The sequence below is a fragment of the Nocardiopsis sp. iso_237 genome, assembly GCF_056173345.1.
The window spans coordinates 3,471,345-3,494,685 of the sequence record NZ_CM149669.1 but is presented as its reverse complement, the minus strand read 5'-3'; the positions used below and the strand labels follow the sequence as shown (position 1 = coordinate 3,494,685).

At 70.2% G+C, this 23,341-nt stretch carries 27 protein-coding genes; 16 read left to right on the top strand and 11 right to left on the bottom strand.

What is annotated here, in order from left to right; translation table 11 throughout:
• Window positions 1-120: 120 nt before the first annotated feature.
• Window positions 121-792 (top strand): SRPBCC domain-containing protein, encoded by a 672-nt coding sequence (locus AC0VYM_RS16110; protein WP_475452920.1) that lies wholly within the window; start codon window positions 121-123, stop codon window positions 790-792.
• Here the strand turns inward: AC0VYM_RS16110 and AC0VYM_RS16105 are convergent.
• The gene (locus tag AC0VYM_RS16105; protein WP_475452918.1) at window positions 789-1,328 is read right to left on the bottom strand and encodes an NUDIX hydrolase; all 540 of its coding nucleotides are present in this window, start codon (window positions 1,326-1,328) and stop codon (window positions 789-791) included. The two genes, AC0VYM_RS16110 and AC0VYM_RS16105, sit on opposite strands and share 4 nt — an antisense overlap.
• A gap of 274 nt (window positions 1,329-1,602) precedes the next feature.
• Here AC0VYM_RS16105 and AC0VYM_RS16100 point away from each other — a divergent pair, with 274 nt between their 5' ends.
• Window positions 1,603-2,589: a hypothetical protein gene (locus AC0VYM_RS16100; protein WP_475452916.1), complete on the top strand. Its 987-nt coding sequence runs from the start codon at window positions 1,603-1,605 to the stop codon at window positions 2,587-2,589.
• Between the two features lie 16 nt (window positions 2,590-2,605).
• A complete protein-coding gene (locus tag AC0VYM_RS16095) occupies window positions 2,606-2,860 on the top strand; it encodes a hypothetical protein (RefSeq protein ID WP_475452914.1) in 255 nt (84 codons plus the stop codon).
• A gap of 64 nt (window positions 2,861-2,924) precedes the next feature.
• Here AC0VYM_RS16095 and AC0VYM_RS16090 read toward each other — a convergent pair whose 3' ends face one another.
• On the bottom strand, window positions 2,925-3,335 hold the full coding sequence (locus tag AC0VYM_RS16090) for a RidA family protein (protein ID WP_475452912.1): 411 nt from the start codon (window positions 3,333-3,335) through the stop codon (window positions 2,925-2,927).
• A gap of 81 nt (window positions 3,336-3,416) precedes the next feature.
• Between AC0VYM_RS16090 and AC0VYM_RS16085 the strand changes: the two genes are divergently transcribed.
• Entirely contained in the window at window positions 3,417-3,788 is a 372-nt protein-coding gene (locus AC0VYM_RS16085; protein WP_475452910.1) for a winged helix-turn-helix transcriptional regulator, read from the top strand.
• 32 nt (window positions 3,789-3,820) lie between these two features.
• Here the strand turns inward: AC0VYM_RS16085 and AC0VYM_RS16080 are convergent, their stop codons facing one another.
• On the bottom strand, window positions 3,821-4,483 hold the full coding sequence (locus AC0VYM_RS16080; protein ID WP_475452907.1) for a helix-turn-helix domain-containing protein: 663 nt from the start codon (window positions 4,481-4,483) through the stop codon (window positions 3,821-3,823).
• A 111-nt stretch (window positions 4,484-4,594) separates the two neighbouring features.
• Here AC0VYM_RS16080 and AC0VYM_RS16075 point away from each other — a divergent pair, with 111 nt between their 5' ends.
• Genes AC0VYM_RS16075 through AC0VYM_RS16065 form a run of 3 tightly spaced genes read left to right on the top strand, consistent with a single transcriptional unit; the run spans window position 4,595 to window position 8,400 of the window.
• Entirely contained in the window at window positions 4,595-5,341 is a 747-nt protein-coding gene (locus tag AC0VYM_RS16075) for an aspartate/glutamate racemase family protein (RefSeq protein WP_475452905.1), read from the top strand.
• A 25-nt stretch (window positions 5,342-5,366) separates the two neighbouring features.
• Window positions 5,367-6,869 carry an NCS1 family transporter gene (locus AC0VYM_RS16070; protein ID WP_475452903.1) on the top strand — a complete coding sequence of 501 codons (1,503 nt, stop codon included), beginning with the start codon at window positions 5,367-5,369 and terminating at the stop codon, window positions 6,867-6,869.
• 34 nt (window positions 6,870-6,903) lie between these two features.
• Window positions 6,904-8,400: an NCS1 family nucleobase:cation symporter-1 gene (locus tag AC0VYM_RS16065; RefSeq protein ID WP_475452901.1), complete on the top strand. Its 1,497-nt coding sequence runs from the start codon at window positions 6,904-6,906 to the stop codon at window positions 8,398-8,400.
• Window positions 8,401-8,476: 76 nt separating this feature from the next.
• Here the strand turns inward: AC0VYM_RS16065 and AC0VYM_RS16060 are convergent, their stop codons facing one another.
• Window positions 8,477-10,756: an ATP-binding cassette domain-containing protein gene (locus AC0VYM_RS16060; protein WP_475452899.1), complete on the bottom strand. Its 2,280-nt coding sequence runs from the start codon at window positions 10,754-10,756 to the stop codon at window positions 8,477-8,479.
• Between the two features lie 82 nt (window positions 10,757-10,838).
• Here AC0VYM_RS16060 and AC0VYM_RS16055 point away from each other — a divergent pair, with 82 nt between their 5' ends.
• Together AC0VYM_RS16055 and AC0VYM_RS16050 are read left to right on the top strand one after the other, a co-directional pair.
• Window positions 10,839-11,684 (top strand): TetR/AcrR family transcriptional regulator, encoded by an 846-nt coding sequence (locus AC0VYM_RS16055; protein WP_475452897.1) that lies wholly within the window; start codon window positions 10,839-10,841, stop codon window positions 11,682-11,684.
• Entirely contained in the window at window positions 11,681-12,304 is a 624-nt protein-coding gene (locus AC0VYM_RS16050; RefSeq protein WP_475452895.1) for a nucleotidyltransferase domain-containing protein, read from the top strand. Before AC0VYM_RS16055 ends, AC0VYM_RS16050 begins: the two co-directional genes overlap by 4 nt.
• A gap of 13 nt (window positions 12,305-12,317) precedes the next feature.
• Here AC0VYM_RS16050 and AC0VYM_RS16045 read toward each other — a convergent pair whose 3' ends face one another.
• Complete coding sequence (locus AC0VYM_RS16045) at window positions 12,318-12,446, bottom strand: hypothetical protein (protein ID WP_475452893.1); 129 nt, start codon at window positions 12,444-12,446, stop codon at window positions 12,318-12,320.
• A 104-nt stretch (window positions 12,447-12,550) separates the two neighbouring features.
• Window positions 12,551-13,315, bottom strand: a complete 765-nt coding sequence (locus tag AC0VYM_RS16040) for a class I SAM-dependent methyltransferase (RefSeq protein ID WP_475452891.1) — start codon at window positions 13,313-13,315, stop codon at window positions 12,551-12,553.
• 77 nt (window positions 13,316-13,392) lie between these two features.
• On the opposite strand from AC0VYM_RS16040, the gene AC0VYM_RS16035 reads away from it, so the two are divergent.
• On the top strand, window positions 13,393-14,352 hold the full coding sequence (locus AC0VYM_RS16035) for a phosphotransferase (RefSeq protein WP_475452889.1): 960 nt from the start codon (window positions 13,393-13,395) through the stop codon (window positions 14,350-14,352).
• A gap of 49 nt (window positions 14,353-14,401) precedes the next feature.
• Window positions 14,402-15,190 carry a phosphodiesterase gene (locus AC0VYM_RS16030; protein ID WP_475452887.1) on the top strand — a complete coding sequence of 263 codons (789 nt, stop codon included), beginning with the start codon at window positions 14,402-14,404 and terminating at the stop codon, window positions 15,188-15,190.
• 10 nt (window positions 15,191-15,200) lie between these two features.
• Here AC0VYM_RS16030 and AC0VYM_RS16025 read toward each other — a convergent pair whose 3' ends face one another.
• Complete coding sequence (locus AC0VYM_RS16025) at window positions 15,201-15,395, bottom strand: hypothetical protein (protein ID WP_475452885.1); 195 nt, start codon at window positions 15,393-15,395, stop codon at window positions 15,201-15,203.
• Between the two features lie 128 nt (window positions 15,396-15,523).
• Here AC0VYM_RS16025 and AC0VYM_RS16020 point away from each other — a divergent pair, with 128 nt between their 5' ends.
• Both AC0VYM_RS16020 and AC0VYM_RS16015 read left to right on the top strand, forming a co-directional pair.
• Window positions 15,524-15,967, top strand: a complete 444-nt coding sequence (locus AC0VYM_RS16020) for a pyridoxamine 5'-phosphate oxidase family protein (protein WP_475452883.1) — start codon at window positions 15,524-15,526, stop codon at window positions 15,965-15,967.
• A gap of 45 nt (window positions 15,968-16,012) precedes the next feature.
• Window positions 16,013-16,669: a CatB-related O-acetyltransferase gene (locus AC0VYM_RS16015; protein WP_475452881.1), complete on the top strand. Its 657-nt coding sequence runs from the start codon at window positions 16,013-16,015 to the stop codon at window positions 16,667-16,669.
• A gap of 3 nt (window positions 16,670-16,672) precedes the next feature.
• Here the strand turns inward: AC0VYM_RS16015 and AC0VYM_RS16010 are convergent, their stop codons facing one another.
• The 3 genes from AC0VYM_RS16010 to AC0VYM_RS16000 all read right to left on the bottom strand — a co-directional run bounded on the left by AC0VYM_RS16010 (window position 16,673) and on the right by AC0VYM_RS16000 (window position 20,106).
• Window positions 16,673-17,179, bottom strand: a complete 507-nt coding sequence (locus AC0VYM_RS16010) for a DinB family protein (protein WP_475452879.1) — start codon at window positions 17,177-17,179, stop codon at window positions 16,673-16,675.
• A 111-nt stretch (window positions 17,180-17,290) separates the two neighbouring features.
• The gene (locus tag AC0VYM_RS16005) at window positions 17,291-18,535 is read right to left on the bottom strand and encodes a DNA sulfur modification protein DndB (RefSeq protein WP_475452877.1); all 1,245 of its coding nucleotides are present in this window, start codon (window positions 18,533-18,535) and stop codon (window positions 17,291-17,293) included.
• 359 nt (window positions 18,536-18,894) lie between these two features.
• Window positions 18,895-20,106, bottom strand: a complete 1,212-nt coding sequence (locus tag AC0VYM_RS16000; protein ID WP_475452875.1) for an FAD-dependent monooxygenase — start codon at window positions 20,104-20,106, stop codon at window positions 18,895-18,897.
• A 92-nt stretch (window positions 20,107-20,198) separates the two neighbouring features.
• Here AC0VYM_RS16000 and AC0VYM_RS15995 point away from each other — a divergent pair, with 92 nt between their 5' ends.
• A complete protein-coding gene (locus AC0VYM_RS15995; RefSeq protein ID WP_475452873.1) occupies window positions 20,199-20,792 on the top strand; it encodes a TetR/AcrR family transcriptional regulator in 594 nt (197 codons plus the stop codon).
• Between the two features lie 116 nt (window positions 20,793-20,908).
• Entirely contained in the window at window positions 20,909-21,883 is a 975-nt protein-coding gene (locus AC0VYM_RS15990) for an aldo/keto reductase (RefSeq protein ID WP_475452872.1), read from the top strand.
• Between the two features lie 71 nt (window positions 21,884-21,954).
• Here the strand turns inward: AC0VYM_RS15990 and AC0VYM_RS15985 are convergent, their stop codons facing one another.
• Complete coding sequence (locus AC0VYM_RS15985; protein WP_475452870.1) at window positions 21,955-22,563, bottom strand: TetR/AcrR family transcriptional regulator; 609 nt, start codon at window positions 22,561-22,563, stop codon at window positions 21,955-21,957.
• A gap of 112 nt (window positions 22,564-22,675) precedes the next feature.
• Between AC0VYM_RS15985 and AC0VYM_RS15980 the strand changes: the two genes are divergently transcribed.
• Window positions 22,676-23,326 (top strand): hypothetical protein, encoded by a 651-nt coding sequence (locus tag AC0VYM_RS15980; protein ID WP_475452868.1) that lies wholly within the window; start codon window positions 22,676-22,678, stop codon window positions 23,324-23,326.
• Window positions 23,327-23,341 lie beyond the last annotated feature (15 nt).

Here is a 23,341-nt window from a genome sequence, read left to right as displayed (position 1 = left end):
CCGTCGGCACCGCGGGGGCAAAGGGGACCCTGGAGTCCTCGGGACGCCGGTCTGACGAACACAGCCCTTCCGGCGGGCGACGGGGGCGTGGGCTCCGCCGTGTGCCGCCGAGGAGCCGTCATGACCAGCCAGAAGTCCTTCAAGCAGAACGTGCGCGCCCGCATGGAGAAGACCGGCGAGAGCTACACCGCCGCCCGGTCCCACCTGATCTCCGACCCCGCGCCCTCGGGCCCCGCCCAGGGGACGGGAGCCGCCACCATCCGTGACCGCGTCTCCGGTGCCAAGGTCGCCGACGCGACCGGCCGCGACTACGACGCGTGGTTCGCGCTGCTGGACGCCTGGGGCGCCACCTCCCGGACCCACACCGAGATCGCCGCGTGGCTGGTCGGGGAGCAGGACGTGCCCGGTTGGTGGGCGCAGACCGTCACCGTCGCCTACGAGCAGGAGCGCGGACTCCGCGTGCCCGGCCAGAAGAAGGACGGGTTCGCCTCCAGCGCCAGCAAGACCGTGAACGTCCCGGTCGAGCAGCTGTTCGAGGCCTTCAGCGACCCGGACCTGCGCACCCGCTGGCTCCCGGTCGAGGCAGCCGAGCGCACCTCGAAGCCGGGCAGGCGCTTCACCGCGGACCTTCCCGAGGACACCCGCATCGCCGTCACCTTCCAGTCCAAGGGCGACGGCAAGTCCTCGGTGGGGATCGAGCACACCCGCATCGCCACCGCCGAACGCGCCGCCGAGTGGAAGGCCGACTGGCGCTCCTGGCTGGCCGACCTCAAGAAGGTCCTGGAGGGCTAGACCCACACGTAGTCGTCGTCGGTGACCGCTGGCAGGGCGGCGTCGGCGACGACCGCGCGCGGGTGCGGCAAGGCCGCGAGTGCCGGGCCGATCAGCGGGAAGATCGGCAGGTCAGCGGCGCTCCGGTAGTCGACCCACTCCACGAATCCGATCTCGTGCCCGCCACCGGGCTGCTCGTCGTACTCCTCCACCGCCAGCACGTCGCGTACCTCGGGCGTGACGTGCAGGCGGTGGATCAGGTGGAGCTTGCGCGGTGGCGGCGTGGTTCCCGGGCGGCTGACGCGCTGGTCCACCACCCACAGCAGCTGCGGCGCGGTGGCCTGGTGCGGGCGCAGGTCCAGTTCCTCGGCCAGTTCGCGCCGGAGCGCGACGTCCAGGTCCTCGCCCGGCTCGACGTTCCCGCCGGGCGGTGTGTAGTGGACCGACCCGGGACGGTCGCGCCGGATGAGTGCCACCTCGTCTCCGCAGAACACCAGTGCCCCCACACGGATCTTGATACGGGAGAACGGCACGGGACCGGAAGGTTGAGTCGTCATGCGGGCCAGTATCGCGCGGCGCCCGGGCACGGCTGGGGAACCCCGGTGTCCAACAGCCCTCCCATTCGGCTGAAACCAGCTCTGAGCAGGAGGAACAGTTTCCCGACGCTGGCGTCGGGTACATGGGGCGCACACGCTCTCATCGACTCCCACAACGGCGACCGACGGAACACTCCACACCGGAGTCCGTGACCGAGGCCGACCGTACGAAGACACCCCCGGAGGGCGTTGGGACCGCTGGGTGTGCCCAGCCGCGTGGAAGGTTGTGGGAAAGGTGGAAGACACTCCGAAGACCGGAGGAATCACACACGAGGACAACGGGAGGACCTCGCAGGACCTCGAACCGGAGGGTGTGGGTGCGGAGGCGGTTCCTGAGCCCCGCCGCGAATCCGACGGCGGCCCGGCAGCGAGCAGCGACACGGACGTCCTCCTCGAAGTCCCGAACCTGAAGGTCGACGAGATCGACCTCGAGGTCGACAACCTGGTCGCCTCCGTTTCACTCCAGGCCGAGGTCCTGGACCTGCTCAAGTTGAAGGTGGGAGCGGACGTCGGACTCGGCCGCGTCCACCTGAACATCAAGGGTGTCGAGGCCGAGGCCCTGCTCAAGGTCAGGCTCGACAACGTTCGGGAGATCATCGCGCGGGTCCTGCACACCGTCGACACGAACCCGGAGGTCCTGGAACACGTGGCCCGCGGTGTGGAGTCCAGCCTCGAAGAGGTGGGCAGCGGCACGGGTCGGGCCGTCGGAGCCCTGGGCGAGGGTGCCGGCGGCGCCGTCAGGGACGTCGGGTCAGGTGCTGGAAGTGCGGTCGAGGACGTCGGGTCAGGCGCCCAAAGTGCGGTGGAGGACGTCGGATCGGGCGCCCAAAGTGCGGTGGGGGACGTGGGCCAGGTCGCGGGAGACACCGCGCGGGACGTCGGCTCAGGCGCTGCGAGCACGGTCGAGGACGCCCTCCCCGGGACCGGGGACACCGCACAGGACGACACGTCGGACACGGGGGCGACGGACGAACCCGACCCGGACATCGATGACGAGGCGCCCGACGACGCTCCAGGGGCTGACGACACGGACGCCCCGGCTGAGGACGCCGACTCGCTCCCCGACGACGCGGTGAGATCCGTGGAGGCCGCCGCGAAGAGGGCGGAGGCCGCCGCGAAGAGCGCGGGGGAAGCCGCGAGGACCGCCGCGAACGTGTTGAGCAGTGCCGCGAAGTGGGCGGGAGACACGGTGCGGCGTTCCGGTGGCGAGGGCGACCGGTGAATCGGGGGTGATCACCATGGGCACCCGGAAGGAACCCGAGTACGACGTGGAGATCGGAGCGTCCGTCACCGCGAGAGAACTGACGTTCCGCGAGGTGCCGGAGGTCGAATCCCGACACCGGGGAAGCCCCCGGTCGGAGGGTGTCGCGGGCAGCGAGCGATCGGGCGTTCCCAGGCCCGTCGAGACCGGGACGGTCTACGAGGACGTTCGCGTCGACTACCGGCTCGCCAGCAGGGTTCGGCCTGTCGACGAGGCACCCGAGGAGGACTGACCGGAATCCCGTCGGGGTGCCCCCGCTCCACGGAGCGGGGGCCACTGACCGGGGTCTGGCGGGGTCAGTCCAGGACGGCGAAGGCCTCCAGCTCGACGAGGACGTCGGGCTCCCAGAGGTAGTCCACGCCGATCAGCGACGTGGGCGGAAGCGGGGTCGGAAGGTCCAGCTCCTCGGTGACGTTCTCGATGCCCTTCATGAAGGCGTCGGCCTTCTCCGGCTTCCAGTCGACGGCGAAGAACCGCAGGCGCACGACGTCGGAGAACGTCGCCCCCGCACCGGCCAGAGCGCGAGCGGTGTGGCGCAGGACGATCTCGACCTGGCCGGTGAGGTCCCCGGTGGCCAGACGGTTCGCGTCGCCGTCGCGGGCGATCTGACCGGCCACGTGCACCTGGCGGCTGCCGGTGCCGATCGAGACGTGGTGGTACGGAACAGGCTGGAACAGGCCTTCGGGAGAGAGCAGCTGCACGGACATGGAAGGTACCTCCGGTTGGCGTTCTGCAGGTATCCCATGTCTACTAGGTGGCCAAAGGGAACCTCAACGAGACCAGGTATCATGCACGAAACCGCCACCGGCCAGCCCGCCCCCCAGATCACCGCCGAACACCGCGAGCTCCTCGACCAGACGCTCGACAAGTGGTCCCTCCAGGTGCTGGACTGCCTGTGCGAACAACCCCTGCGCTTCAACGGGCTGCGCCGCGCGATCCCCGTCGTCACCCAGAAGTCCCTCACCGCGACCCTGCGCCGCCTGGAGCGCAACGGGATGGTCGACCGGGTCATCGTGAGCACGCGGCCGCTGGCCGTGGAGTACCGCATCTCCACCCTGGGCAGGACCCTCCAGGACCTCGTCGACGCGCTCCTGCGCTGGACCACCGAGACCATGCCCGACGTCGAGCGCGCCCGGGCGAGGTTCGACGCACTGCCCTGAGAACCGCGGGCGGAACGACGCGCCGCCCGGGCTCAGTCCAGGTTGAGCCAGATGGCGACGGCGTCGCTGTCGCCCTGGTTCGAGATGCGGTGCGGGGTGGTGGAGGGGTACGTGATCGAGTCGCCCGGTCGGAGCTCGTAGGTGTCGAACCCGACGTCCACGGTGAGCGCCCCGCTGACGACGTTGCCGATCTCGTGGCCCCGGTGGCGCACGTACTCGGCGTTCTGGCTGGAGTAGGAGCCGGGCGGGTACACGGACTCGAAGTAGTTCATCCCCGGGACCGGGCCCGGGGTCAGGCGGCGGTAGCGCACCCCGTGGCCGAGTTCCAGGGTGGCCGCCTCGTCCCGCCGGGTCACCGCGACGCGGCCCATGGCGGTGTCGCCGGGTTCCCAGCGCGGACCGGGCGCCTCCCCCATGGGGGTCGTGTACGCGTCGGGCGCGGCCGGGGTGCTCTCGTCGGGGCCGAACACTGCGGCCATGGGCACGTTCAGCTCACCCATGATCTGGTACAGCCGGGTGACCGAGGGGCGCATCTTGCCCCGTTCGATCTGGGAGAGCGCGCTCGCGCTGATCTCCAACCGTCCGGACAGCTCACGCAGGGACAGGCCGCGCGCGGTGCGCAGTTCGCGGATGCGCTCACCGATCCTGCGCTCGTCGAACCGTGGGGGCGCGGGGTTCTCGGTGAAGTCAGCCATGGCGTGTTAAGTATAGATGCCGGTCTTGTGAAGTGATGGCTTTAGCGATATTGAAGTAATAGCTTCAATTGTGGGCGGGGTCACCCCCGCACGGCCTCACGAAGGGACCGCATGCGCCTCCTGATCGTCAACGTCAACACCTCGACGGCCATCACCCGCGCCCTGGCCGAACGGGCCCGCGCCGTCGCCCGGCCCGGTACGGAGGTCGAGGGGCTCACCCCGCGCTTCGGCCCCGCGTCGGTGGAGGGCAACTTCGAGAGCCACCTGGCGGCCGTGGCCGTCATGGACCGCGTCATGACCTACGACCGCCCCTACGACGCCGTCATCCAGGCGGGCTTCGGCGACCACGGCAAGGAGGGCCTCCAGGAGCTCTGCCCCACCCCGGTCATCGACATCACCGAGGCCGCGGCCCACACCGCCTGCCTGCTCGGCCACCGCTACTCCGTGGTCACCAGCCTGGACCGGACCGTCCCCATGATCCGGGACCGCCTCACCCTGGCCGGTCTCCACACCCGATGCGCCTCGGTGCGCGCCAGCGGCCTGGGCGTCCTCGAACTGGAGAGCGACCCCACCGCCGCCGCGCGCGCCGTGGCCCACCAGGCCCGGGCCGCCGTCGAACACGACGGAGCCGAGGTGATCGTCCTCGGCTGCGGCGGCATGGCCGGGATGGAACTCACCCCCGAGGACACGGCGGGAGCGCCGGTCGTGGACGGCCTCACCAGCGCTGTCGCCCTGGCCGAGTCACTGGTGGGCCTCGGCCTCACCACCAGCCGGGTCCGCACCTTCGCCGCTCCCCGCCCCAAGGCCGTCACCCACTGGCCGCTGAGCCCCGCGCTCGAAGCACCCCATCACCCCTGACCCCCTTCCGGAGGAGCACAGGCCCATGGACACCTCCACCCCCCGTCAGAACAGCCAGCAGCCCCACAACCACCTGCTCGAAGAGTCGATCCTGCCCACCTGGCTCAACCAGCGCCCGATCTCGCTGTTGGGCTTCGTCTGGATGTGGGTGGCCCTGGCCATCGTCATCGTCACCTTCCAGTACGGCGCCAACGGCGTCGAGGGCGGGCTCTCCCTGCCCGTGGTCATGCTCGTGGTGCTCACCGCGACCATGGCCCTCGCCGTCGTCATGACCCTCACCGCCGACATCGGCACCGAGCACGGCCTGTCCTTCGCGGTGTTCCTGCGCGCCCCCTTCGGCACCATCGGCACCCACATCCCCTCGGTCTCGCGCGGGGTGGTCGCCGCCTGCTGGTTCGGCATCCAGACCTACATCGGCGCCCTGGCCATCAACGGCCTCGTGGAGTACTGGACCGGGTTCTCCTCCTGGCCGCTCTGGTACGCCCTGTTCCTGGTCGTGCAGATCGCTAACGTCGCCCTCGGCATCAAGGCGGTCGAACGGCTGGCCTCCGTCGCCGCCCCGTGCATCCTGGTCATCTCGATCTGGATGTACTACACGCTCGACGGGGTGGCCGACCTGGAGGGCACCAACATCTGGACCTTCGCCTCCGGCGGCGACCTGTCCCTGGTGGCGTTCTTCCTGATCAACATGGTCGTGTGGGCGCCGCTGGCCGTGGACATCCCGAGCATCACCCGCTTCGTGCGCACCGCCCCCGGCGAACGCCGCTTCCTGCGCCGCAACCGCGCGGTCCTCACCGCCCACTTCGTGGCCCTGCCGATGATGCAGGCCTGGATCTCCTTCATCGGCGCGGTCTCCTTCATCGTCACCGGGGAGTGGAACCCCGTCGACGTCATCCAGGGCCAGAGCACCGGCTTCGTCCTCGGAGTCCTGCTGCTGATGATCGTCCTGGCCCAGTGGTCCACCAACACCGCCGCCAACGTCGTGCCCGCGGCGCTCAACTTCGTCAACGCGGCCGCGCCCCACCTGTCCTACCGGTCGGGGGTGGTGCTCGCCGGGGTGGTCGGCACCGCCGTGATGCCCTGGCTGCTGCTGGACAACCTCTTCACCTTCCTGAGCTACTACGGCGGCTTCATCGCGGCCATCGCCGGGATCATGATCTGCGACTACTACGTGCTGCGCCGGCGTCGCCTCAACGTGCCCGCCCTGTACGACCCCCACGGCCAGTACCGGTACGCGAGGGGGGTCAACCCGGCCGCGCTCATCGCCTGGTTCGGCGCCTCGGGCGTGTCCCTGTGGCAGCCCGACCACGCCTACGTCATCGGCTTCCCGGTCGCCTTCGTTCTCTACCTGGTCCTGATGCGCGCCTGGATCCTGCGCCGCCACCCTCAGGCCGAGATCGACGACCCCAGCGACGCCTACCTGGCCACCAGCGTGGGGCGCAGCTGGGTCCACGACGCCGACTCGGGCACCTTCCGCCGCCTGACCGTGGAGGAACTGCCGGAGAGGGGCCGTCGCGCCGACATCTGACCCCGCCCAGCCCCATCCCCCCGTGAGGACCCCCATGAGCGACACCGCGCACCCACCGTCCACCGACTCCGCGGTCGGCCCCGACGGCACCGACCTGACCGTCCACTCCCCCGACCCCTCGCTGCACAACGACGACCTCGCCCCCGTGCCCCGGAGCAGGCGCAGCTGGGGCGCGTTCGAGATCTTCAACGTCTGGACCAACGACATCCAGAGCCTGTTCGGCTACACGCTGGCCGCCACGCTCTTCATCTCCTACGGCCTCAACGGCTGGGCGGTGTTCGCCGGGATCATCCTGGCCGGGCTCATCGTCATGTTCCTCTGCGACCTCGTCGGCCGCCCGAGCGTGCGCTACGGCATCCCCTACGCCGTCATGGCGCGCGCCAGCATGGGCGTGCACGGCACCCAGTTCCCCACACTCATCCGGGGCATCACCGCCATGTTCTGGTACGGGGCCCAGACCTACTTCGCCTCCACGGCGATGGCGCTGCTCATCACGGCCCTGTTCGGCCCGGGCCCCGACGGCACCTTCCTCGGCCTGTCCGCCGTGGGCTGGATCTCCTACGTGATCGTGGCCGTGGTCCAGCTGGCCCTGTTCAGCCGGGGGATCAGGTCGATCGGCGTGTTCCTGAACTGGGCCGGACCAGCGGTGTACGCGGTCATGATCGCCATGATGATCGCGCTGTGGGCCATGGCCGGGGGCGACCTCCTCTCCGAGCTCGGCACCGTGTTCGCCGGGGACGGCGACTACCCGGGCGGCACGATCGCGGCCTTCTCCGCCGTGGTGGGCACGATGGTCGCCTACTTCGCGGCGGTGGTCGTCAACTACGGCGACTTCGCCCGGTTCACCCGCTCCGAGCGCGCCATGCGGCGCGGCAACCTGTGGGGGCTGCCGGTCAGCCTGGCCCTGTTCTCGTTCCTCACCCTGGTCATCACCGCCGGGAGCTCGGTGCTGTACGGGGAGGCGCTCACCAACCCGGCCGACATCGTCGCGCGCGTGGACAACATCTGGCTGACCGTGGTGGCGGCGCTGACCTTCTTCGTCGCCACCGTGGGCATCAACCTGGTCGCCAACTTCATCCCGCCCGCGTACGGCCTGGCCAACCTGGCGCCCTCGGTCATCAGCGCCCGCACCGGAGGGCTCATCACCGCCTCGGTGGGCTTCGTGGTGGGCGCCCTGTGGGTGGCCTACATCGACAACATCGGCATCGCGTCGTTCGTGGACACCCTCGGCGCGGTCCTGGCCCCGCTGTACGGCATCATCGTCGCCGACCACTACCTGCTGCGACGCCAGCGGCTGAACCTGGAGGCCCTGTACTCGGCCGACCCCGGATCGGAGTACCACTTCACCCGGGGCTGGAACCTGCGCGCGCTGTCCGCCTTCTGCCTGGCCTCGGTGTTCTCGGTGACGGCGGTGTGGCTGCCCGCCCTCGCGTCCTGGTCCGGGTTCGTGTGGATCTTCGGCGCCCTGCTGGGCGGCGTCCTGCACTACGTGATCGCCCGCGCCCGCAGGGGCGCCCCCGTGGCGCCCTGACCCCGGGAGCGGGAACGTGGTCGGGCCCACCACCGGAGGTTCTCCGGCGGCGGGCCCGACCCTTCACGGTCGCCGGCTATCCCTCGCGGCCCAGGTAGGCGCGCAGGTGGCGGGCGGTGAGGGTCTCCCCCTTCTCGACCAGCTCGGCCGGGGTGCCCTCGAAGACCACCCGGCCGCCGTCGTGCCCGGCCCCCGGGCCGAGGTCGATCACGTGGTCGGCGTGGGCCATGACGGCCTGGTGGTGCTCGATCACCACCACCGTGTTGCCGTCGTCCACCAGGCGGTCCAGCAGCGCCAGCAGCCGGTCCACGTCGGCCAGGTGCAGACCGGTGGTCGGCTCGTCCAGCACGTACACCGCACCGTTCCTGGCCATGGAGATCGCCAGCTTCAGCCGCTGGCGCTCACCGCCGGACAGGGTCGTGAGCGGCTGCCCCAGGCCCAGGTACCCCAGACCGACGTCGTACATCCGGTCCAGGATGACGCGGGCGTTGCCCGAGGCGAAGAAGTCGCGCGCCTCCACCACGGACATGGCCAGCACCTGGCTGATGTCCTTGCCCCGCAGCCTGTGTTCGAGGACCTCGGCCTTGAACCGGCGCCCCTCGCACTTCTCGCACGTGGTGGCCACCCCGGCCATCATGGCCAGGTCGGTGTAGATCACCCCGGCGCCCTTGCACTCCGGGCAGGCGCCCTCGGAGTTGGCGCTGAACAGGGACGGCTTCACGCCGTTGGCGCGGGCGAAGGCGGTGCGGATCGGGTCGAGCAGTCCGGTGTAGGTGGCCGGGTTGGAGCGCCGCGACCCGCGGATCGCGGACTGGTCCACGACCACGACGCCCTCGCGGCCGGGCAGCGCCCCGTGGATGAGCGAGCTCTTGCCCGAGCCCGCCACGCCGGTGACCACGGTGAGTACGCCCAGCGGGACGTCCACGGACACGTCCCGGAGGTTGTGGGTGCTGGCCCCGCGGATGGGGATGGTCCCGTTCGGGGTCCGCACCTCCTCCCGCAGCCGCGCCCGGTGGTCCAGGTGGCGCCCGGTGAGCGTGCCGGAGGCGCGCAGTCCGGCAACGTCACCGCTGTAGGTGACGGTGCCGCCGGTGGGTCCGGCGCCCGGCCCCAGGTCCACGACGTGGTCCGCGATGGCGATGGTCTCGGGCTTGTGCTCGACCACCAGCACGGTGTTGCCCTTGTCACGCAGGCCGAGCAGGAGGGTGTTCATCCGCTCGATGTCGTGCGGGTGCAGGCCCACGGTGGGCTCGTCGAAGACGTAGGTGATGTCGCTGAGGCTGGAGCCCAGATGGCGGACCATCTTGACCCGCTGGGCCTCCCCTCCGGACAGGGTGCCCGACTCCCGGTCCAGGCTCAGGTACCCGAGGCCGACCTCCACCAGCGAGTCCAGGGTGTGGCCGAGGGTGTCCGCGAGCGGCTTCACCGAGGGGTCGTCGATCTCGCGTACGAACTCCGCGAGATCGCTGATCTGCATGGACGCGCACTCGGTGATGGTGCGTCCGTTGACCTTCACCTCGCGGGCCGCGGCGTTGAGCCGGGTACCCTCGCACTCGGGGCAGATCGAGAAGACCACGGCCCGGTCCACGAACGCGCGGATGCCGGTCTGCATCTTCTCCCGCTCCTTGGCCAGGTAGGTCCGCTTGATCTTGGGGACCAGGCCCTCGTAGGTCAGGTTGCTGCTCCCGACCTTCACCTTGGTGACAGGCTGGTGGAGGAGGCTGTGCCACTCCTCCTCGGTGTAGTCGCGCAGCTTCCGGTCCGGGTCCAGCAGGCCCGAGGTCGCGAAGATCTGCCAGTACCAGCTGTCCACGGCGAAACCGGGGACGGTGATGGCGCCCTCGTTCAGGGACAGGTCGCGGTCGTAGAGCTCCTCGACGTTGATCTGGTTGGTGCGGCCCAGCCCCTCGCACTCGGGGCACATGCCCTCGGAGTTGTTGAAGCTGAACACGCTCGCGGGCTCCAGGCGGGGGGTGCCCACCCGGCTGAACACGATGCGCAGCATGGCGTGGGCGTCGGTGGCGGTGCCCACCGTCGAGCGCGCGTTGGCGCCCATGCGCTCCTGGTCCACGATGATCGCGGCGCTGAGGTTGCGCAGCGCGTCCACGTCCGGGCGGCCCACGCTCGGCATGAAGGACTGGAGGAAGGCGGTGTAGGTCTCGTTGATCAACCGCTGGGACTCGGCGGCGATGGTCCCGAAGACGAGGGAGGACTTCCCCGAGCCGGAGAGTCCGGTGAACACGCTCAGTCTTCGCTTGGGGATGTCGACGGAGACGTTGTCGAGGTTGTTCTCCCTGGCCCCTCGGACCTGGATGGTGTCGTGGGTGTCCGCCAGGGTGGTGGGTTCGGAAGACAAGCTGCTCCTCAGGATCCTCGGAAAGCCTTATGCGGTAAACTAACAGCCAGCGAACGTTAGTTTATTCCATAAGGAGATGCAAGTGGTTGTCTACGCCGGGCAGGGTGACCCCCGTCGCTCCATGCAGCTGCTGTGGCGCGACCACGAACCGGCCGAGCGCACCGGGCCCGGCCCCCGCGCCCAGTTGAGCGTGGACCTGGTGGTGGAGACCGCCATCGAGGTCGCTGACGCCGAGGGCATGCAGGCCCTGTCGATGCGGGCCGTGGGCGAACGCCTGGGCCGCACCGCCATGTCCCTCTACACCTACGTGGCCAGCAAGAACGAACTCATCGACCTCATGTACGACCACTCCTTCGCCGAGCTGGTCCGTGAGTGGGAGGACACCACCGGTCCCGCACCCGCGAGCCTAGGAGGGGGTACCGACAGAACGGACTGGCGCGAGGAGGTCCTGGCCTGGTCCGGTCAGCTGTGGCGCTTCCACCTGCGCCACCCCTGGACCCTGGAGATCTCCGCCGCCCGGCCGGTCCTGGGCCCCAACGAGTACCGGCTCTTCGAGTCCCTGGCCGCCGTCCTGCATGGCGCCGGACTCCCCGCGAAGGCCGTCGGGGGCGCCTACAACAGCATCGTCAACCTGGTCCGGGGCACGGTCCGCACCGCCGCCGAGGCCCGCCAGGCCGAGGCCGTCACCGGACAGCCCGAGGACCAGTGGTGGTTCGCCCGCTCCGCGCAGCTGGAGGAGATCGTCGAGGACTTCTCCGAGCGCTTCCCCACCCTGACGGTGATGACCGAGCAGGGAGCCTTCGACAACGCCGACCCCGATGAGCCCTACCTCGAACAGGAGTCCTGGGAGAGCTTCCAGTTCGGCCTCAACGCCCTGTTGGACGGGGTGGGGAGCCAGATCGGCGCCGCCTCGGACGTGCCGACGTGAGCGACAGCGCGGACCCGGGTGCTCCCTGGGACCCGCTGTCTCCCGAGGAAGTCGCCGCGCGGTTCGCCCGGGCGAGGGTCCCGTGGTGGATCGCGGGCGGGCACGCCATCGCGCTGGCGGTCGGCCACCGGTTCCGAGAGCACGCCGACACCGACGTGCTGCTGCTCCGCCGGGACCAGCACACCGTCCAGAAGGTGCTCCCTGACTGGGAGTGGTGGGCAGCCGACCCACCCGGCACACTCCGCCCCTGGCGGGCGGGCGAGACCCTGCCCACCGGTGTCCACGACGTCTGGTGCCGCTCCGGTCCGGCCGAACCCTGGCGGCTCCAGTTCATGCTGGACGAATCCGAGGGGGACGCGTGGGTCTCCCGCAGGGACGCCCGGATCAGACTCCCCCTCGACCAGCTGGGACGGCGCACGCCGGAGGGCCTGCCCTACCTGACCCCCGAGGTCCAACTGCTGTACAAGGCCACGGGACTGCGGCCCAAGGACGAGGCGGACTTCGCGGCGGCGCTGGCGGTACTGGACGCCGACCAGCGGTGGTGGCTGGCGGAGGCGCTCGCACTGGTCCACGGGGCCCACCATCCGTGGCTGCCGCGCCTGGGCCGGGAGGGCCCGTGAGGGGTGGGAAGTCCTAGATCCAGCCGAGCAGGTAGAGCACCAGCAGGGTCAGCCCGGCCGAGAGCAGCAGGGAGGTCACGCAGCCCAGACGGCTGCTGTAGAAGAAGAACACGGACGCCTCCTCGTGGGATTGCTCGACCACCAGTATCCCGCCCCGCCGAGGGCCCGTGAGGGGCACCCTCCGCCCCAGGCGGCCTCCACGCCGTCGAACACGGCGTTCATCGCCGCCCCGATGCCGTGGCCCGCTCAGGCGGGACGGGCGAAGGTGATGATCTCCATGCTGGCGTCGGTGAGCGGGCTCCGGTCCCAGTAGCCGTACTGCGCGGTCACCTCGAACCCGGCCTCGGCCAGGAAGCCGTTGAGGCGGTCGGCGTCCAGGAACCGCAGCGTGCTCCGACTGACCAGCGGTTCCGGCCACCCCTCGACCCGGTAGTCGGAGGTGAAGGTGACCAGCTCGCCGTCCACCCCGCGCAGGCGGTGCGTGCAGGTCGCGTCCCGGCCCTCCGGTCCGCGTACGGTCCGCACCCGCTCGGGAACCCAGGCCTCCCAGACCCGGAAGGCGGGGTTGCGGGTCTCGAACACGAACCGCCCGTCAGGGGTGAGCGCCCGCCGGACGGCGGTCAGGTTGGCGCGCAGGTCCTCGTCGGTGGTGAACACCTGGAAGGCGTGCCCGGACATGAGGACCAGGTCGAACTCGTCCTCGAAGGGGCCGTCCGCCGCACCGTCGTAGGGCCCGGAGACCAGGTCGCCCAGGGTCCACTCGACGTCGTCGCGGTCCCGGCGGCCCACCTCCAGCATCGCGTCGGCCGGGTCCAGCCCCACCAGACGGCCGGTGTGCCCGCGCTCGCGCGCGACCCGTTGGATCTTGCCGGTCCCGCAACCCACGTCCAGGACGGTACGGGCGTCCATCACGAGGTCGAGGTAGAAGTCGTCCTGCGGGCTGCTCCGCCAGGGGTTGAAGTGGTCGTAGAGCTCGGCGAGGTCCGGGGCGGAGAAGTGTCGGTCGACCATCCCACCATTGTGGAGGGGCGGCCCCGGGCAACAAAAAGGTTTTCCAACCCGGCGCCCTGACGTGGCATGATCGGCCCGTGACCGCATTCCTCACCCCCGAACAGCTGGCCCAACGCACCTCCGACGCCGTGAACGCGGTCGTCGGGGCCGGGCGCGCCCTCGGGCTCACCGTGACCGACCCGCGCGTGCTGCACGACCTCTTCTCCGTGGTCGTCCACCTGGCGCCGGCGCCGGTCGTGGCCCGTGTCCCCACCGTCCTGCCGGACTCGGTGACCCCGGACTCCGTCAGCGCCCGCCAACGCGCGGAACTCGACGTCACCCGGTGGCTGTACGAACAGGGCACCCCGGTGCTCCGCCCCAGCCCGCTGGTGCCGTGCGCGCCCGTCCAGCGCGACGGCTTCTCGATCACGTTCTGGGAGTACGTGGAGGAGCGGCGCGGCGGCGAGCCCGACTACGTCGCCAACGCCGAGAGCGTCCCCGCGCTGCACGCCGCCCTGCGCGACTATCCGGGGGAGCTGGAGTTCCTGGGCGCGGCCGAACCGCACTCCCTCTCCGCCGCACTGGAGCGGCTGGAGGAGAGCCCCGACCTCATCTCCGCGCGCGACCTGGAGCGGGCCCGCGCCGAATGGGGGTTCCTGGAGCCGATCGCCTCCTCACGGGAGGTGTTCGAGCGGGCCTACCCCGGGGTCGGGCTCCAGCCGGTCCACGGTGACTCCCCGCCCGCGAACATCTTCTCCGCCCTGGACGGGGACCGCTACGCCGACTTCGAACTGGTCTCGCTCGGACCGGTGGAGTGGGACCTGGCCGCGCTCGGCCCCGAGTTGGAGGCCGCCTACGACCGAGGGGCCCGCCGCGCCGGCACGCGTGAGCTCGACCGGGACGTGCTGGCCTTCGTGAACGCCGTGGGGGCCCTGCGGGTGATCGCCGCCCTCGAACTCGTCCCGAAGCTGCCCACGCTGGCCGAGTACCTGAACCCGGCCGTCGACCAGTGGCGGGCCACACCGTTCACCGTCGCCCCGCCCGGGCTGGACGGCTGACCGCGAACCCTGTTGCCCGAGGGGCACCCGCTGGGGCACTGTGTCCGTCATGACCCCTTCCTCCGGATCCACCTCCGTCTCCGTCGCGCACCTGAGCGACCCCCACCTGGTGACGGGCGCCGCCGAACCCGCCGCCGGTCTGCGCCGGGCCCTCGCCCAGGTACTGACCCTGGACCCGCCGCCCACCTGCGTGGTCGTCTCCGGGGACCTGGCCGACCACGGCGCCCCGGAGGAGTACGAACTCCTCCGCGAGATCGTCGACGGCTTCCCGCTCCCCCTGTTCCTGGTGACCGGAAACCACGACGACCGCGAGAACCTGGTCGCCGCCTTCGGGGGCGGTGCCCACCTCGGCGGGGGTGCGAGCGCCCACTACGCGGTGGAGTACCCCGAGCTCACCCTCGTGGTCCTGGACTCCCTCGTCCCAGGTGCCCCCGGAGGGCTGCTGGGAGCCGAGCAGTTGGACTGGTTGGACACGGTCCTGGCCCGTCGGCCAGACGTCCCGGCCCTCGTGTGCGTCCACCACCCGCCGGTGCCCCTCGGCCTCCCGTTCCAGGACGGGATGCGGCTGGACGACGGCGCGGAGCTGGAGGCGGTGGTGGCCCACCACCCGAACGTCGCGCGGGTCATGGCCGGACACGTACACCGGCAGACCACCACCGGCTTCGGTGGGAGCGTGCTCTCCACCGCTCCCAGCACGTACCGGCAGAGCGTCCTCAAGAGGGACGGGGACGGCCCGCCGGGGTTCGAGACCGGGCCCACCGCGTTCCTGCTGCACCAGCGGACCGACCACGGATGGGTGACCCACACCGCCCAGGTCAGCCACTCCGTGACCCCCTGACCTCCCGGTGTCACTCCCAGCGGACCATGCGGCCGGTCGCGTCGTAGTCGTTGTTCAGCTCCTGCGCGGTGGTGTGTTCGTCGTGGACCACCCGGAACCGTCCGGGCAGGGCGAACTCGCAGAGCCCCCACAGCGCGTTGGCGAACTTCCGGTACCGCTGGGGGGAGTCGTCATCCCACTCGATGGTGAGTCGTCGCTTCGTCATGGAGCCAGCCTGGCACGGGTTCGGCTGGCTCCCGACGGCACGCGGGTCGGCCATGGGGCCACCGGGACTCGTCCACAACCGAACACCCGGTACTGTCGCCGGGCCGACCGGAAACCTAGTCTGGAAGCATGACCGGCACCCCTCAGCCAGAGCACCCCTTCGACGTCGACGCCTTCCTCTCCCAGCCGCTGGTGGCCCGCGTGGCCACCGTCAACGCCTCCGGAGCGCCCACCGTCCGGCCGGTCTGGTTCCTGTGGGAGGGAGGGGTCCTCTGGTGGATCACCGGGGAGTACGCGGTGATGTCCCGGCACCTGGCAAGAGACCCGCGCACAGCCGTGGTGGTGGACACCTGCGACCTGGAACGCCACGAGTTCCTCCAGGTGATCATGCGCGGCGTCGCGGAGGTGGTGCCCTTCGACCCGGCGCTGAGCAGACGCAAGCTCCGGAGGTACCTGGGCGACGACGAGCGCAGGTGGCACCCGGACTTCCGGTACTACGCCGACGACGCCCGCCTGGTCCGCTTCGTACCCGAGCGCACCGTGGTCAAGGACCTGTCCAAGTCCTTCTCCTGAGCCCCGGCCCGCCACCGAACCGACCGCCCGTGAACGAGGAGCCCCGTGCCCGCGCCCGACCCGAACCGCCTCCACCCCACGACCCGCCCGGACCTGACCAACGTCGTCTTCCTCCGGGCGCAGGTCACCTCCGACCTGATCGAGGTGGGCGAGTACACCTACTACGACGACGAGGGCGGCGGCGTGCCCTTCGAGGAGGCGTGCGTCCTGTACAACTACGGGCCGCAGCGCCTGGTGATCGGCCGGTTCAGCGCGATCGCGCCCGGGGTCACCCTGCTCATGCCCGCGGGCAACCACCCCACGGTCGGCCCATCGACGTACCCGTTCACCATGTTCGGCGGAGAGTGGGCCGAACGGACCCTGGACACCTACCTGTCGATCCCGGCACCGCCGGACACACGGATCGGCAACGACGTGTGGCTCGGCCGAGGCGCCACGGTCATGCCGGGGGTGAGCATCGGTGACGGCGCGGTCGTGGCCGCGCACAGCGTGGTCACCAGGGACGTGGAGCCCTACGCGCTGGTGGGCGGGAACCCCGCGCGCCACATCCGGTCCCGCTTCCCGGAGCCGGACGTGGCGCTGCTGCTGGAGGCGCGCTGGTGGGACTGGCCGATCGAGGCCGTCACCGAACACGCCGCCCTCATCATGGGCGGCAGTCCCGCCGATCTCGCGGCGGTCTCCCGGGACGTCCTCCGAGGCTGAGGGCTACTCCCCCGTGGCCCCGTCGACGCGCTCGCGAATGAGGTCGGCGTGGCCGTTGTGGCGGGCGTACTCCTCGATCATGTGGACGAGGATCCACCGGAGCGAACAGTCCTCGCCGTGCCGCTGGCGCTTCCCGACGGAGTCGAGGGAGAGCCCGTCCGACGCCCTACGGGCGCCGTCGATCTCGGAGCGCCACACCGCGAAGGACTCCTCGACCGAGGCGGTGTCGACGTCCAGGAAGTCACCGTCCGGGTTGTCGAGCTCCTTGATCGGTGAGTGGTACTCCTCCCCTTCCAGGACCACGCGGAACCACATGTGCTCCACGTAGGCCATATGCCGCACCAGTCCCAGCAGGCTCATCGGTGAGGGCGGAGTGGAGCGTTCGCGCAGCTGCTCGTCGGTGAGGCCCTGGCACTTGACCGCGAGGGTCTGTCGGTGCCACTCCAGCCAGTTCTCCAGCATGGTGCGTTCGTCGGTGACGTAGGGCGGGTCAACGCGGGGATCTGTCATGAACCGCGACCCTAGGCTGGGCAGCGCCCTCCTGGCAACGGAATTGACCCGTCGACCCTACACACGAACGCCTTGCATCCTGCTGTCGAAGGATGAGTCCTCCATCAGAGGCTAAGCGTGACCGCGAATCTTCTTGCCGGGAATCGTTCGAGGATAGAGAATCGCGTCGGCGACCCGGCCGCCAGAATCCTTCACACCGCCAGCGAAGCTGATGCCGTCGTCACTCCCCGTAGCTCTGCCAGCGATTCCATCCCAGTAGGAGGCCCTTCTCTCCCACTGGATTCCTGCAAGCAGCTCGCGGAACCTGTCAGGGTCGATCCTGTCGCCATCTGCCCACGGCATGGCCTGGTGGCCAGCGACACCGAGCCCAGCGAGCACAGCCGGGGTGGAAACCGCCGAACGGTCCAGGAAGTGGGGGAACAGATCGCTGATCATCGAGCTGATCAACTCGATGACTGCATCACGAGCTTCGCTCTCCATCACGCCGTTGGGGATGTCGCTCTCATCCACATTGCTGGACGTCATCTGAATTCCGCTGCGTCCAAAGAGGGTGGTAATGACCAGGGCGCGAAGGCCAGACAAGGTGATCACTTCGGGATCGTTCTTCCCGAGCTGGCGCTTCCGCGCCTGTACCAGTTTGGAAAAAGCGATGCGCTCACCCTCATGTTCGACAGTGAGCTTGGCGGCGATGCGATGGGCGATCTGAGTGCCGAGGTCACGCTGGTCCATGCTCATGGCCAGGTTCTTGGCCACAGGCACGCCCTTCACGTTGCGGTCGTAGAAAACTTGGCGTGCATCCTCCACCGTGAGCCCCCAGTACAGCTCGAAGGGGATACGGACAGCGCGGAGCTGTCCCATGGTGAGGCCGTGTGCGTTGGGAGAGTCGTAGAGCTCGTGCAGCGCGGTTACCTGAGTCTCCCCGTCGATCGCCACGACCGGAGTGCCGCTGAGAACGGTGATGTTGCGAATGCCGGTGCCTTCGACAAGTTCATGGTCCCCGACAAGAACGGAATCACCATCCGAATCTGCGGGAATCCACAGCGTGACCGGAGGTGTGGACCAACCCTCACCGTACTCGCCCTTGATTCCGGAAGCGATGTACTCGGCGTACTCAGGGACGTTCTTCCCCTTGTTCGTGGACTTGATCATGCGCTGCACGAGGGCGCGGATCTCCGCATGACGTCGGGTGGCTCCACTCTGGTATTTCATGGCACGAGGGTCCTCCTCTCGCTTGGGCGAGTGGACCATCTGGAGCAGCGTGGGCAGGCCTATGGTCCCCACTACAGCAGTCTCGCGAAACGGCATCACGGGCAGCGTGATTCCTTCGACCACCGCTGTCGGCATCAACATGGACATGCGCGTCCTCATTCTGTGATCTGCGGGTCTGATTACCTCTAACTTGACAGTGAATTTACCTCATGATCACTGACCGCAAATCGGAAAATCGATCTGCGGGCTGGTCAGGTGAAGATTCCTTACGCCGCGGCCTCGGTGCGCATGAGTGCGGCATGCCCGCAGCCTGCAATGTTGCTGTCTTGTGGGCTCAATGTTCTCTGAAGGGTGAAACTGACAAACTTTCCTCGGCAGGGCCGATTCGGTGTCCTTGGACGGGATGTCGCGGGTGTCATCAGTCCCACGTGATCGGGTTCGGTGTCGTCGGTGCCGCTCCCCCGACGATGGCTCGCCGGTGGCACCGGGTCCTGCCGGAGAGGTACTCAGGCGGGGCGCAGGGGTTCGGGCGGGGACCACTCCACGGCTCCCATGGCGGAAGTGACCAGGGCACCGGCCGGGATCAGCCGGAGGGTCGCGTTGCGTAGCCCCTGCCTCCAACCGCCACCCAGGTCCGCGCCCACACGGGCGATGAGGCGGGCCTGCTTCGCGATGGCCCGGCACCGGGGGCGCCGGAGGGCGTCGAACTCGGCCAGGGCCCGCCGCAGATCCCCCTCACGGGCGGGTCCGGCCAGTCGTCCCAGGGTGGCGCCGTCCTCCATCGCGGTGGCGGCACCCTGGCCCATCGTGGGCAGGGCACCGTGGGCGGCGTCCCCCACCAGCACCACCCGCCCGTGGTCGTAGCGTTCCGGGCCGTCCGGCAGATGGTGGACGTCGTGCCGCATGAGCTGGTCGGGCGCGGTGGCGTCGATCAGGGAGACCACCTCGGGAGCCCAGTCCGCGAAGTACTCCCGAGCCGCGGCGTGCTCGTCGTCGAAGACGGTCCGCTCGGGTTGGCGTACGTACCCGTACCAGTACACATGCTCAGCGCTGACCCGCATCACCCCGAACTCCGATCCCGGCCCCCAGTACTCGACGAGGCGGCCGTCCAGCCCGGTCCCCTCCAGGGCGCTCACGGGCAGCAGGGCGCGCCAGCTGGTGCTTCCGCTGTAGCGGGGGCGCACCTCGGGCCGGAGTGCTCCCCGCACCGCGCTCCACATGCCGTCCGCGCCCACCACCAGACCGGCCTCGGTCTCGTGCTCGCCGCCGTCCCGCTGCCAGCGGACCACGGCGGGCTCACCTCCGGGCCGCCCCGCCGACACGTGCGTCACCCGGGCGCCGTCCACCGGTTCCACGCCCTCCCGGAGCGCGGCCCGGTACAGCAGGGCGTGCAGTGCCTGGCGGTGGAACCCCCAGATGGTCGTGGCCCGCCGCACCCGGGGGTCGGTGTCGGGAAGGGTCAGGATCCGGCGTCCGAGGGTGTCCACGAACCCCGTGGCCAGCGTGCGGTGGCCCGCCTGGTCGACGGCCTCCTCCTCGATTCCCAGGGCGTTCAGGGCCCCGACGCCGTTGCGCGGCAGGGCGAGCCCCGCCCCCACCTCGCCCACCGCGGGGCGGCGTTCCACCACCCGTACGCGCCACCCGGACCGGGCCAGCCCCACCGCCGAGGCCAGGCCCGCGAGTCCTCCGCCGACGACGGTCGCTGTGCGTTCACTCATCGCTCTCCCACTCCCTGCCTCGGGCGACGCGGTCGCGCCGACCTCTTTCAATACGATGGTAGTGGTATGGTCCCGAGTCCTATAATCGCCCCATGCCTCGCCCCAACCCGCACCGCCGCCGCGCCCTGGCCGACGCGGCCATCACCCTCCTGGCGGAGCAGGGGGCGCACGGGCTCACCCACCGTGCCGTCGAGTCACGAGCGGGCGTGCCCTCGGGAACGGCCACCAACTACTTCCGCAGCCGGGAGGGCCTCCTGGTCACGGCGGCCGAGCGGATCGTGGAGCTCCACCTGGACGAGGCCGCGCGCGCCACCGCCGAAGCGGGAGCGGTCGAGGCCCCGGACACCGTCCACACCCTGGTCGACCTGATCACGGACTCCCTCTGGACCGCCGTGACCACCCTGCGCGACCGCTACCTGGCGATCCTGGAGCTCCAGCTGGAGGCGCGCCGCCGCCCCGCGCTGGCCTCCGTCCTCGCCCGACTCGAGGGTTCCGCGCTGGCCGGCACCGTCCAGCTGCACGACGACCTCGGCACCCTGGCCTCGGAGAGAACGGTCTCCACGCTGATCACCCTGTACGGCGGCGCCCTGTTCACACTGACCACGCGCCCCGTCGAACTCCTCGACCGGGAATCCGTGCGCACCCTCACCGAAGCCATGGTGCTCGGTGCCCTCGCTCTGGACTGAGCCCGCGCGATACGACGCCGCAAACCGGACCCCCAGGCGGAATTCGGGTCCGACGCCGCCCGACCTGGGCCCTAAGCCCCGTGTGGGAGCGATTCCACAGGACTTAGGATCACGCCATGGACACACGTGAACTCGGTACCGTCGCCCGCGTCGGCGCCGTCGGATTCGGCGCCTGGCAGATCGGCTCCGCCTGGGGCGAGGTCAGCGAGGCGGACGCCATGAGCGCCCTCAACACGGCGGTGGAGGAGGGCGTCACCTTCGTCGACACCGCGGACGTCTACGGCGACGGGCGCAGTGAACGGCTGGTCGGCCGGTTGCTCAAGGACCACCCGCAGCTGACGGTGGCCACCAAGATGGGCCGCCGCATGGCCCAGGACCCCGCCCACTACAACTCGGGCAACTTCCGCGCCTGGAACGACGACTCCCGCCGCAACCTGGGCGTGGACACCGTCGACCTGGTCCAGTTGCACTGCCCGCCCTCGACGGTGATCGACAGCGACGCCGTGTTCGACGACCTGGACGCGATGGTGGACGAGGGGCGCATGCGCGCCTACGGGGTCTCGGTGGAGACCTGTGACCAGGCCCTGGCCGCCATCGCCCGGCCGAACGTGGCCAGCGTGCAGATCATCCTCAACGCCTTCCGCCACAAGCCCCTGGAGCGTGTCCTTCCCGCCGCCAAAGAGGCCGGAGTGGGGATCATCGCGAGGGTCCCCCTGGCCAGCGGGCTGTTGTCGGGCCGGTTCACCGCCGCGAGCAGCTTCGGGGAGGACGACCACCGCAACTTCAACCGCGGGGGCGAGGCCTTCGACCGGGGCGAGACCTTCTCCGGCGTCGACTACGCGAGCGGCCTGGAGGCCGTCGAACGCCTGCGTCCCCTGGTGCCCGAGGGCGCCACCATGGCGCAGTTCGCGCTGCGTTGGATCCTCGACCAGGAGGGTGTCAGCGTGGTCATCCCCGGCGCCCGCAACGCCGACCAGGCCCGGGGCAACGCGGCCGCCGCGCAGCTGTCGCCGCTCGACGCCAAGACCCACGAGCAGGTCCGCGAGGTCTACGACGAACTCGTCCGCCCCCAGGTCCACCACCTGTGGTGACGCCGGTCGGGGCCGGGCGCTGACGAGTCCTTCCAGCGCCCGGCCCCGTCGGGCTCACGCCCCGTCCCCGCCTACACGCAGCCGCCCAGGACACCGTCGACCGCGGCGAACAGGGTGGCGGCCTCGGACTCCAGCAGGGACTCCGCGGCGGGCAACGCCCTTTCGAGCGTGACGCCGTTGACCACGGTGAGCAGGAACTTCGCGCGCCTGCTGTTGTCCCCCTCGGCGAGCGCACCCTCCTCGACGAGCACGGAGAGCCAGTGCTCGACTCGGTGCTGCATCTGCCCCTCGACCACCAGGTAGGTCCTGCGGGCCTCCTCGGTCGGTTCGGGGGCGATGAAGGTCTCGTAGGTCCTGCGCAGGGCCTCCCTCGCCTCGTTCCCGGTCCCGGCGTGCGCGAGGATCTGCCGTAGACAGCCGACCAGGCGCTCCCGCGCGGGAAGCGCCGTGTCGTGGATGGGCTCACCTGGAGCGATGTGCGCGTAGATCCCCGCGAGCACCGCGTCCATCAGGGCGCGCTGCGTGGGGAAGTGGTGCCGCAGCGAGCCGGTGCTCACTCCGGCCCTGGCCGCCACCGCCCGCACACTCGGTCGTTCCGCCGGGTTCTCGCTCACCATGGTCGCCGCCGCGATGAGGATCCTGTCGCGCGAGCTCCGCTGAGCCTCGTCTGCTTCCGTCATCAGTACCTCCTTCCCCCATCGTACTAGTACACCGTACTAGCACGGTGTGTTAGTGTCTCTCGTGTCACCAACACACCGTGTTGGACGTGGATCGGTGAGAGGCGGAGGAGACATGCTCGACCAGTGGCGCCGCCAACGCGCGGCACGCCGTGTCAAGGCCGGAGACGGCCGCCGCCTGAAGGGATTCCGCTGGTGGCAGCTGTTCAGCCGTTCCCTGTTCCACCTCCCCCTCCGCCAGGACGACGGTCGCACCGCGCTCTACTCGGTCGACGTCCGCCACTGGGGCAGGAAGGAGGACGGTGAGGTCGCGGCCGACCTGTACCTCGACGGCACACGGCGGGCCCACTCCACGATGCCCGCGCTCTTCCCCGTCCCCGGCGGACACGTCGAGGTCGCCATGAGCTCCTTCGGGCTCCGACGCTGCCACCACGTCCCCGAGGACGGCCCGGACCGACAACTCGTTCCGGACCCCCGCTCAGCCGAGGGACGCCGCGCCCGCCTCGACCGCGCACACCCGGCCCTGAGCCGCTGGATCGGCGCGGTGTCGGTGGCCCTGCTCGTGGTCGGGCTCGGCCTCAACCTGCTCCAGGCCCTCGAACCCCTCTCACAGATCCCCCCGGTCAACGACGTGACCGGAACCTTCACCTCGCCCGTTCTCCTGCCGCTCTGGCTCAACGTCACGCTCGGCGTCGGCGCCGCCCTGGGCAGCGCCGAGCGCGCCCTCCGCCTGCGCTACTCCTGGCTCGACGACGCGGGCAACTGAACCGCCCCCTCAGAA

What these genes read in the sequence shown, in the direction of transcription:
- AC0VYM_RS16110 (WP_475452920.1), top strand. Translation starts at nt 121, where the DNA reads ATGACCAGCCAGAAGTCCTTCAAGCAGAACGTGCGCGCCCGCATGGAG.
- AC0VYM_RS16105 (WP_475452918.1), bottom strand. Translation starts at nt 1,328, where the DNA reads ATGACGACTCAACCTTCCGGTCCCGTGCCGTTCTCCCGTATCAAGATC.
- AC0VYM_RS16095 (WP_475452914.1), top strand. Translation starts at nt 2,606, where the DNA reads ATGGGCACCCGGAAGGAACCCGAGTACGACGTGGAGATCGGAGCGTCC.
- AC0VYM_RS16090 (WP_475452912.1), bottom strand. Translation starts at nt 3,335, where the DNA reads ATGTCCGTGCAGCTGCTCTCTCCCGAAGGCCTGTTCCAGCCTGTTCCG.
- AC0VYM_RS16085 (WP_475452910.1), top strand. Translation starts at nt 3,417, where the DNA reads ATGCACGAAACCGCCACCGGCCAGCCCGCCCCCCAGATCACCGCCGAA.
- AC0VYM_RS16080 (WP_475452907.1), bottom strand. Translation starts at nt 4,483, where the DNA reads ATGGCTGACTTCACCGAGAACCCCGCGCCCCCACGGTTCGACGAGCGC.
- AC0VYM_RS16075 (WP_475452905.1), top strand. Translation starts at nt 4,595, where the DNA reads ATGCGCCTCCTGATCGTCAACGTCAACACCTCGACGGCCATCACCCGC.
- AC0VYM_RS16070 (WP_475452903.1), top strand. Translation starts at nt 5,367, where the DNA reads ATGGACACCTCCACCCCCCGTCAGAACAGCCAGCAGCCCCACAACCAC.
- AC0VYM_RS16065 (WP_475452901.1), top strand. Translation starts at nt 6,904, where the DNA reads ATGAGCGACACCGCGCACCCACCGTCCACCGACTCCGCGGTCGGCCCC.
- AC0VYM_RS16040 (WP_475452891.1), bottom strand. Translation starts at nt 13,315, where the DNA reads ATGGTCGACCGACACTTCTCCGCCCCGGACCTCGCCGAGCTCTACGAC.
- AC0VYM_RS16030 (WP_475452887.1), top strand. Translation starts at nt 14,402, where the DNA reads ATGACCCCTTCCTCCGGATCCACCTCCGTCTCCGTCGCGCACCTGAGC.
- AC0VYM_RS16025 (WP_475452885.1), bottom strand. Translation starts at nt 15,395, where the DNA reads ATGACGAAGCGACGACTCACCATCGAGTGGGATGACGACTCCCCCCAG.
- AC0VYM_RS16020 (WP_475452883.1), top strand. Translation starts at nt 15,524, where the DNA reads ATGACCGGCACCCCTCAGCCAGAGCACCCCTTCGACGTCGACGCCTTC.
- AC0VYM_RS16010 (WP_475452879.1), bottom strand. Translation starts at nt 17,179, where the DNA reads ATGACAGATCCCCGCGTTGACCCGCCCTACGTCACCGACGAACGCACC.
- AC0VYM_RS16005 (WP_475452877.1), bottom strand. Translation starts at nt 18,535, where the DNA reads ATGTCCATGTTGATGCCGACAGCGGTGGTCGAAGGAATCACGCTGCCC.
- AC0VYM_RS16000 (WP_475452875.1), bottom strand. Translation starts at nt 20,106, where the DNA reads ATGAGTGAACGCACAGCGACCGTCGTCGGCGGAGGACTCGCGGGCCTG.
- AC0VYM_RS15995 (WP_475452873.1), top strand. Translation starts at nt 20,199, where the DNA reads ATGCCTCGCCCCAACCCGCACCGCCGCCGCGCCCTGGCCGACGCGGCC.
- AC0VYM_RS15990 (WP_475452872.1), top strand. Translation starts at nt 20,909, where the DNA reads ATGGACACACGTGAACTCGGTACCGTCGCCCGCGTCGGCGCCGTCGGA.
- AC0VYM_RS15985 (WP_475452870.1), bottom strand. Translation starts at nt 22,563, where the DNA reads ATGACGGAAGCAGACGAGGCTCAGCGGAGCTCGCGCGACAGGATCCTC.
- AC0VYM_RS15980 (WP_475452868.1), top strand. Translation starts at nt 22,676, where the DNA reads ATGCTCGACCAGTGGCGCCGCCAACGCGCGGCACGCCGTGTCAAGGCC.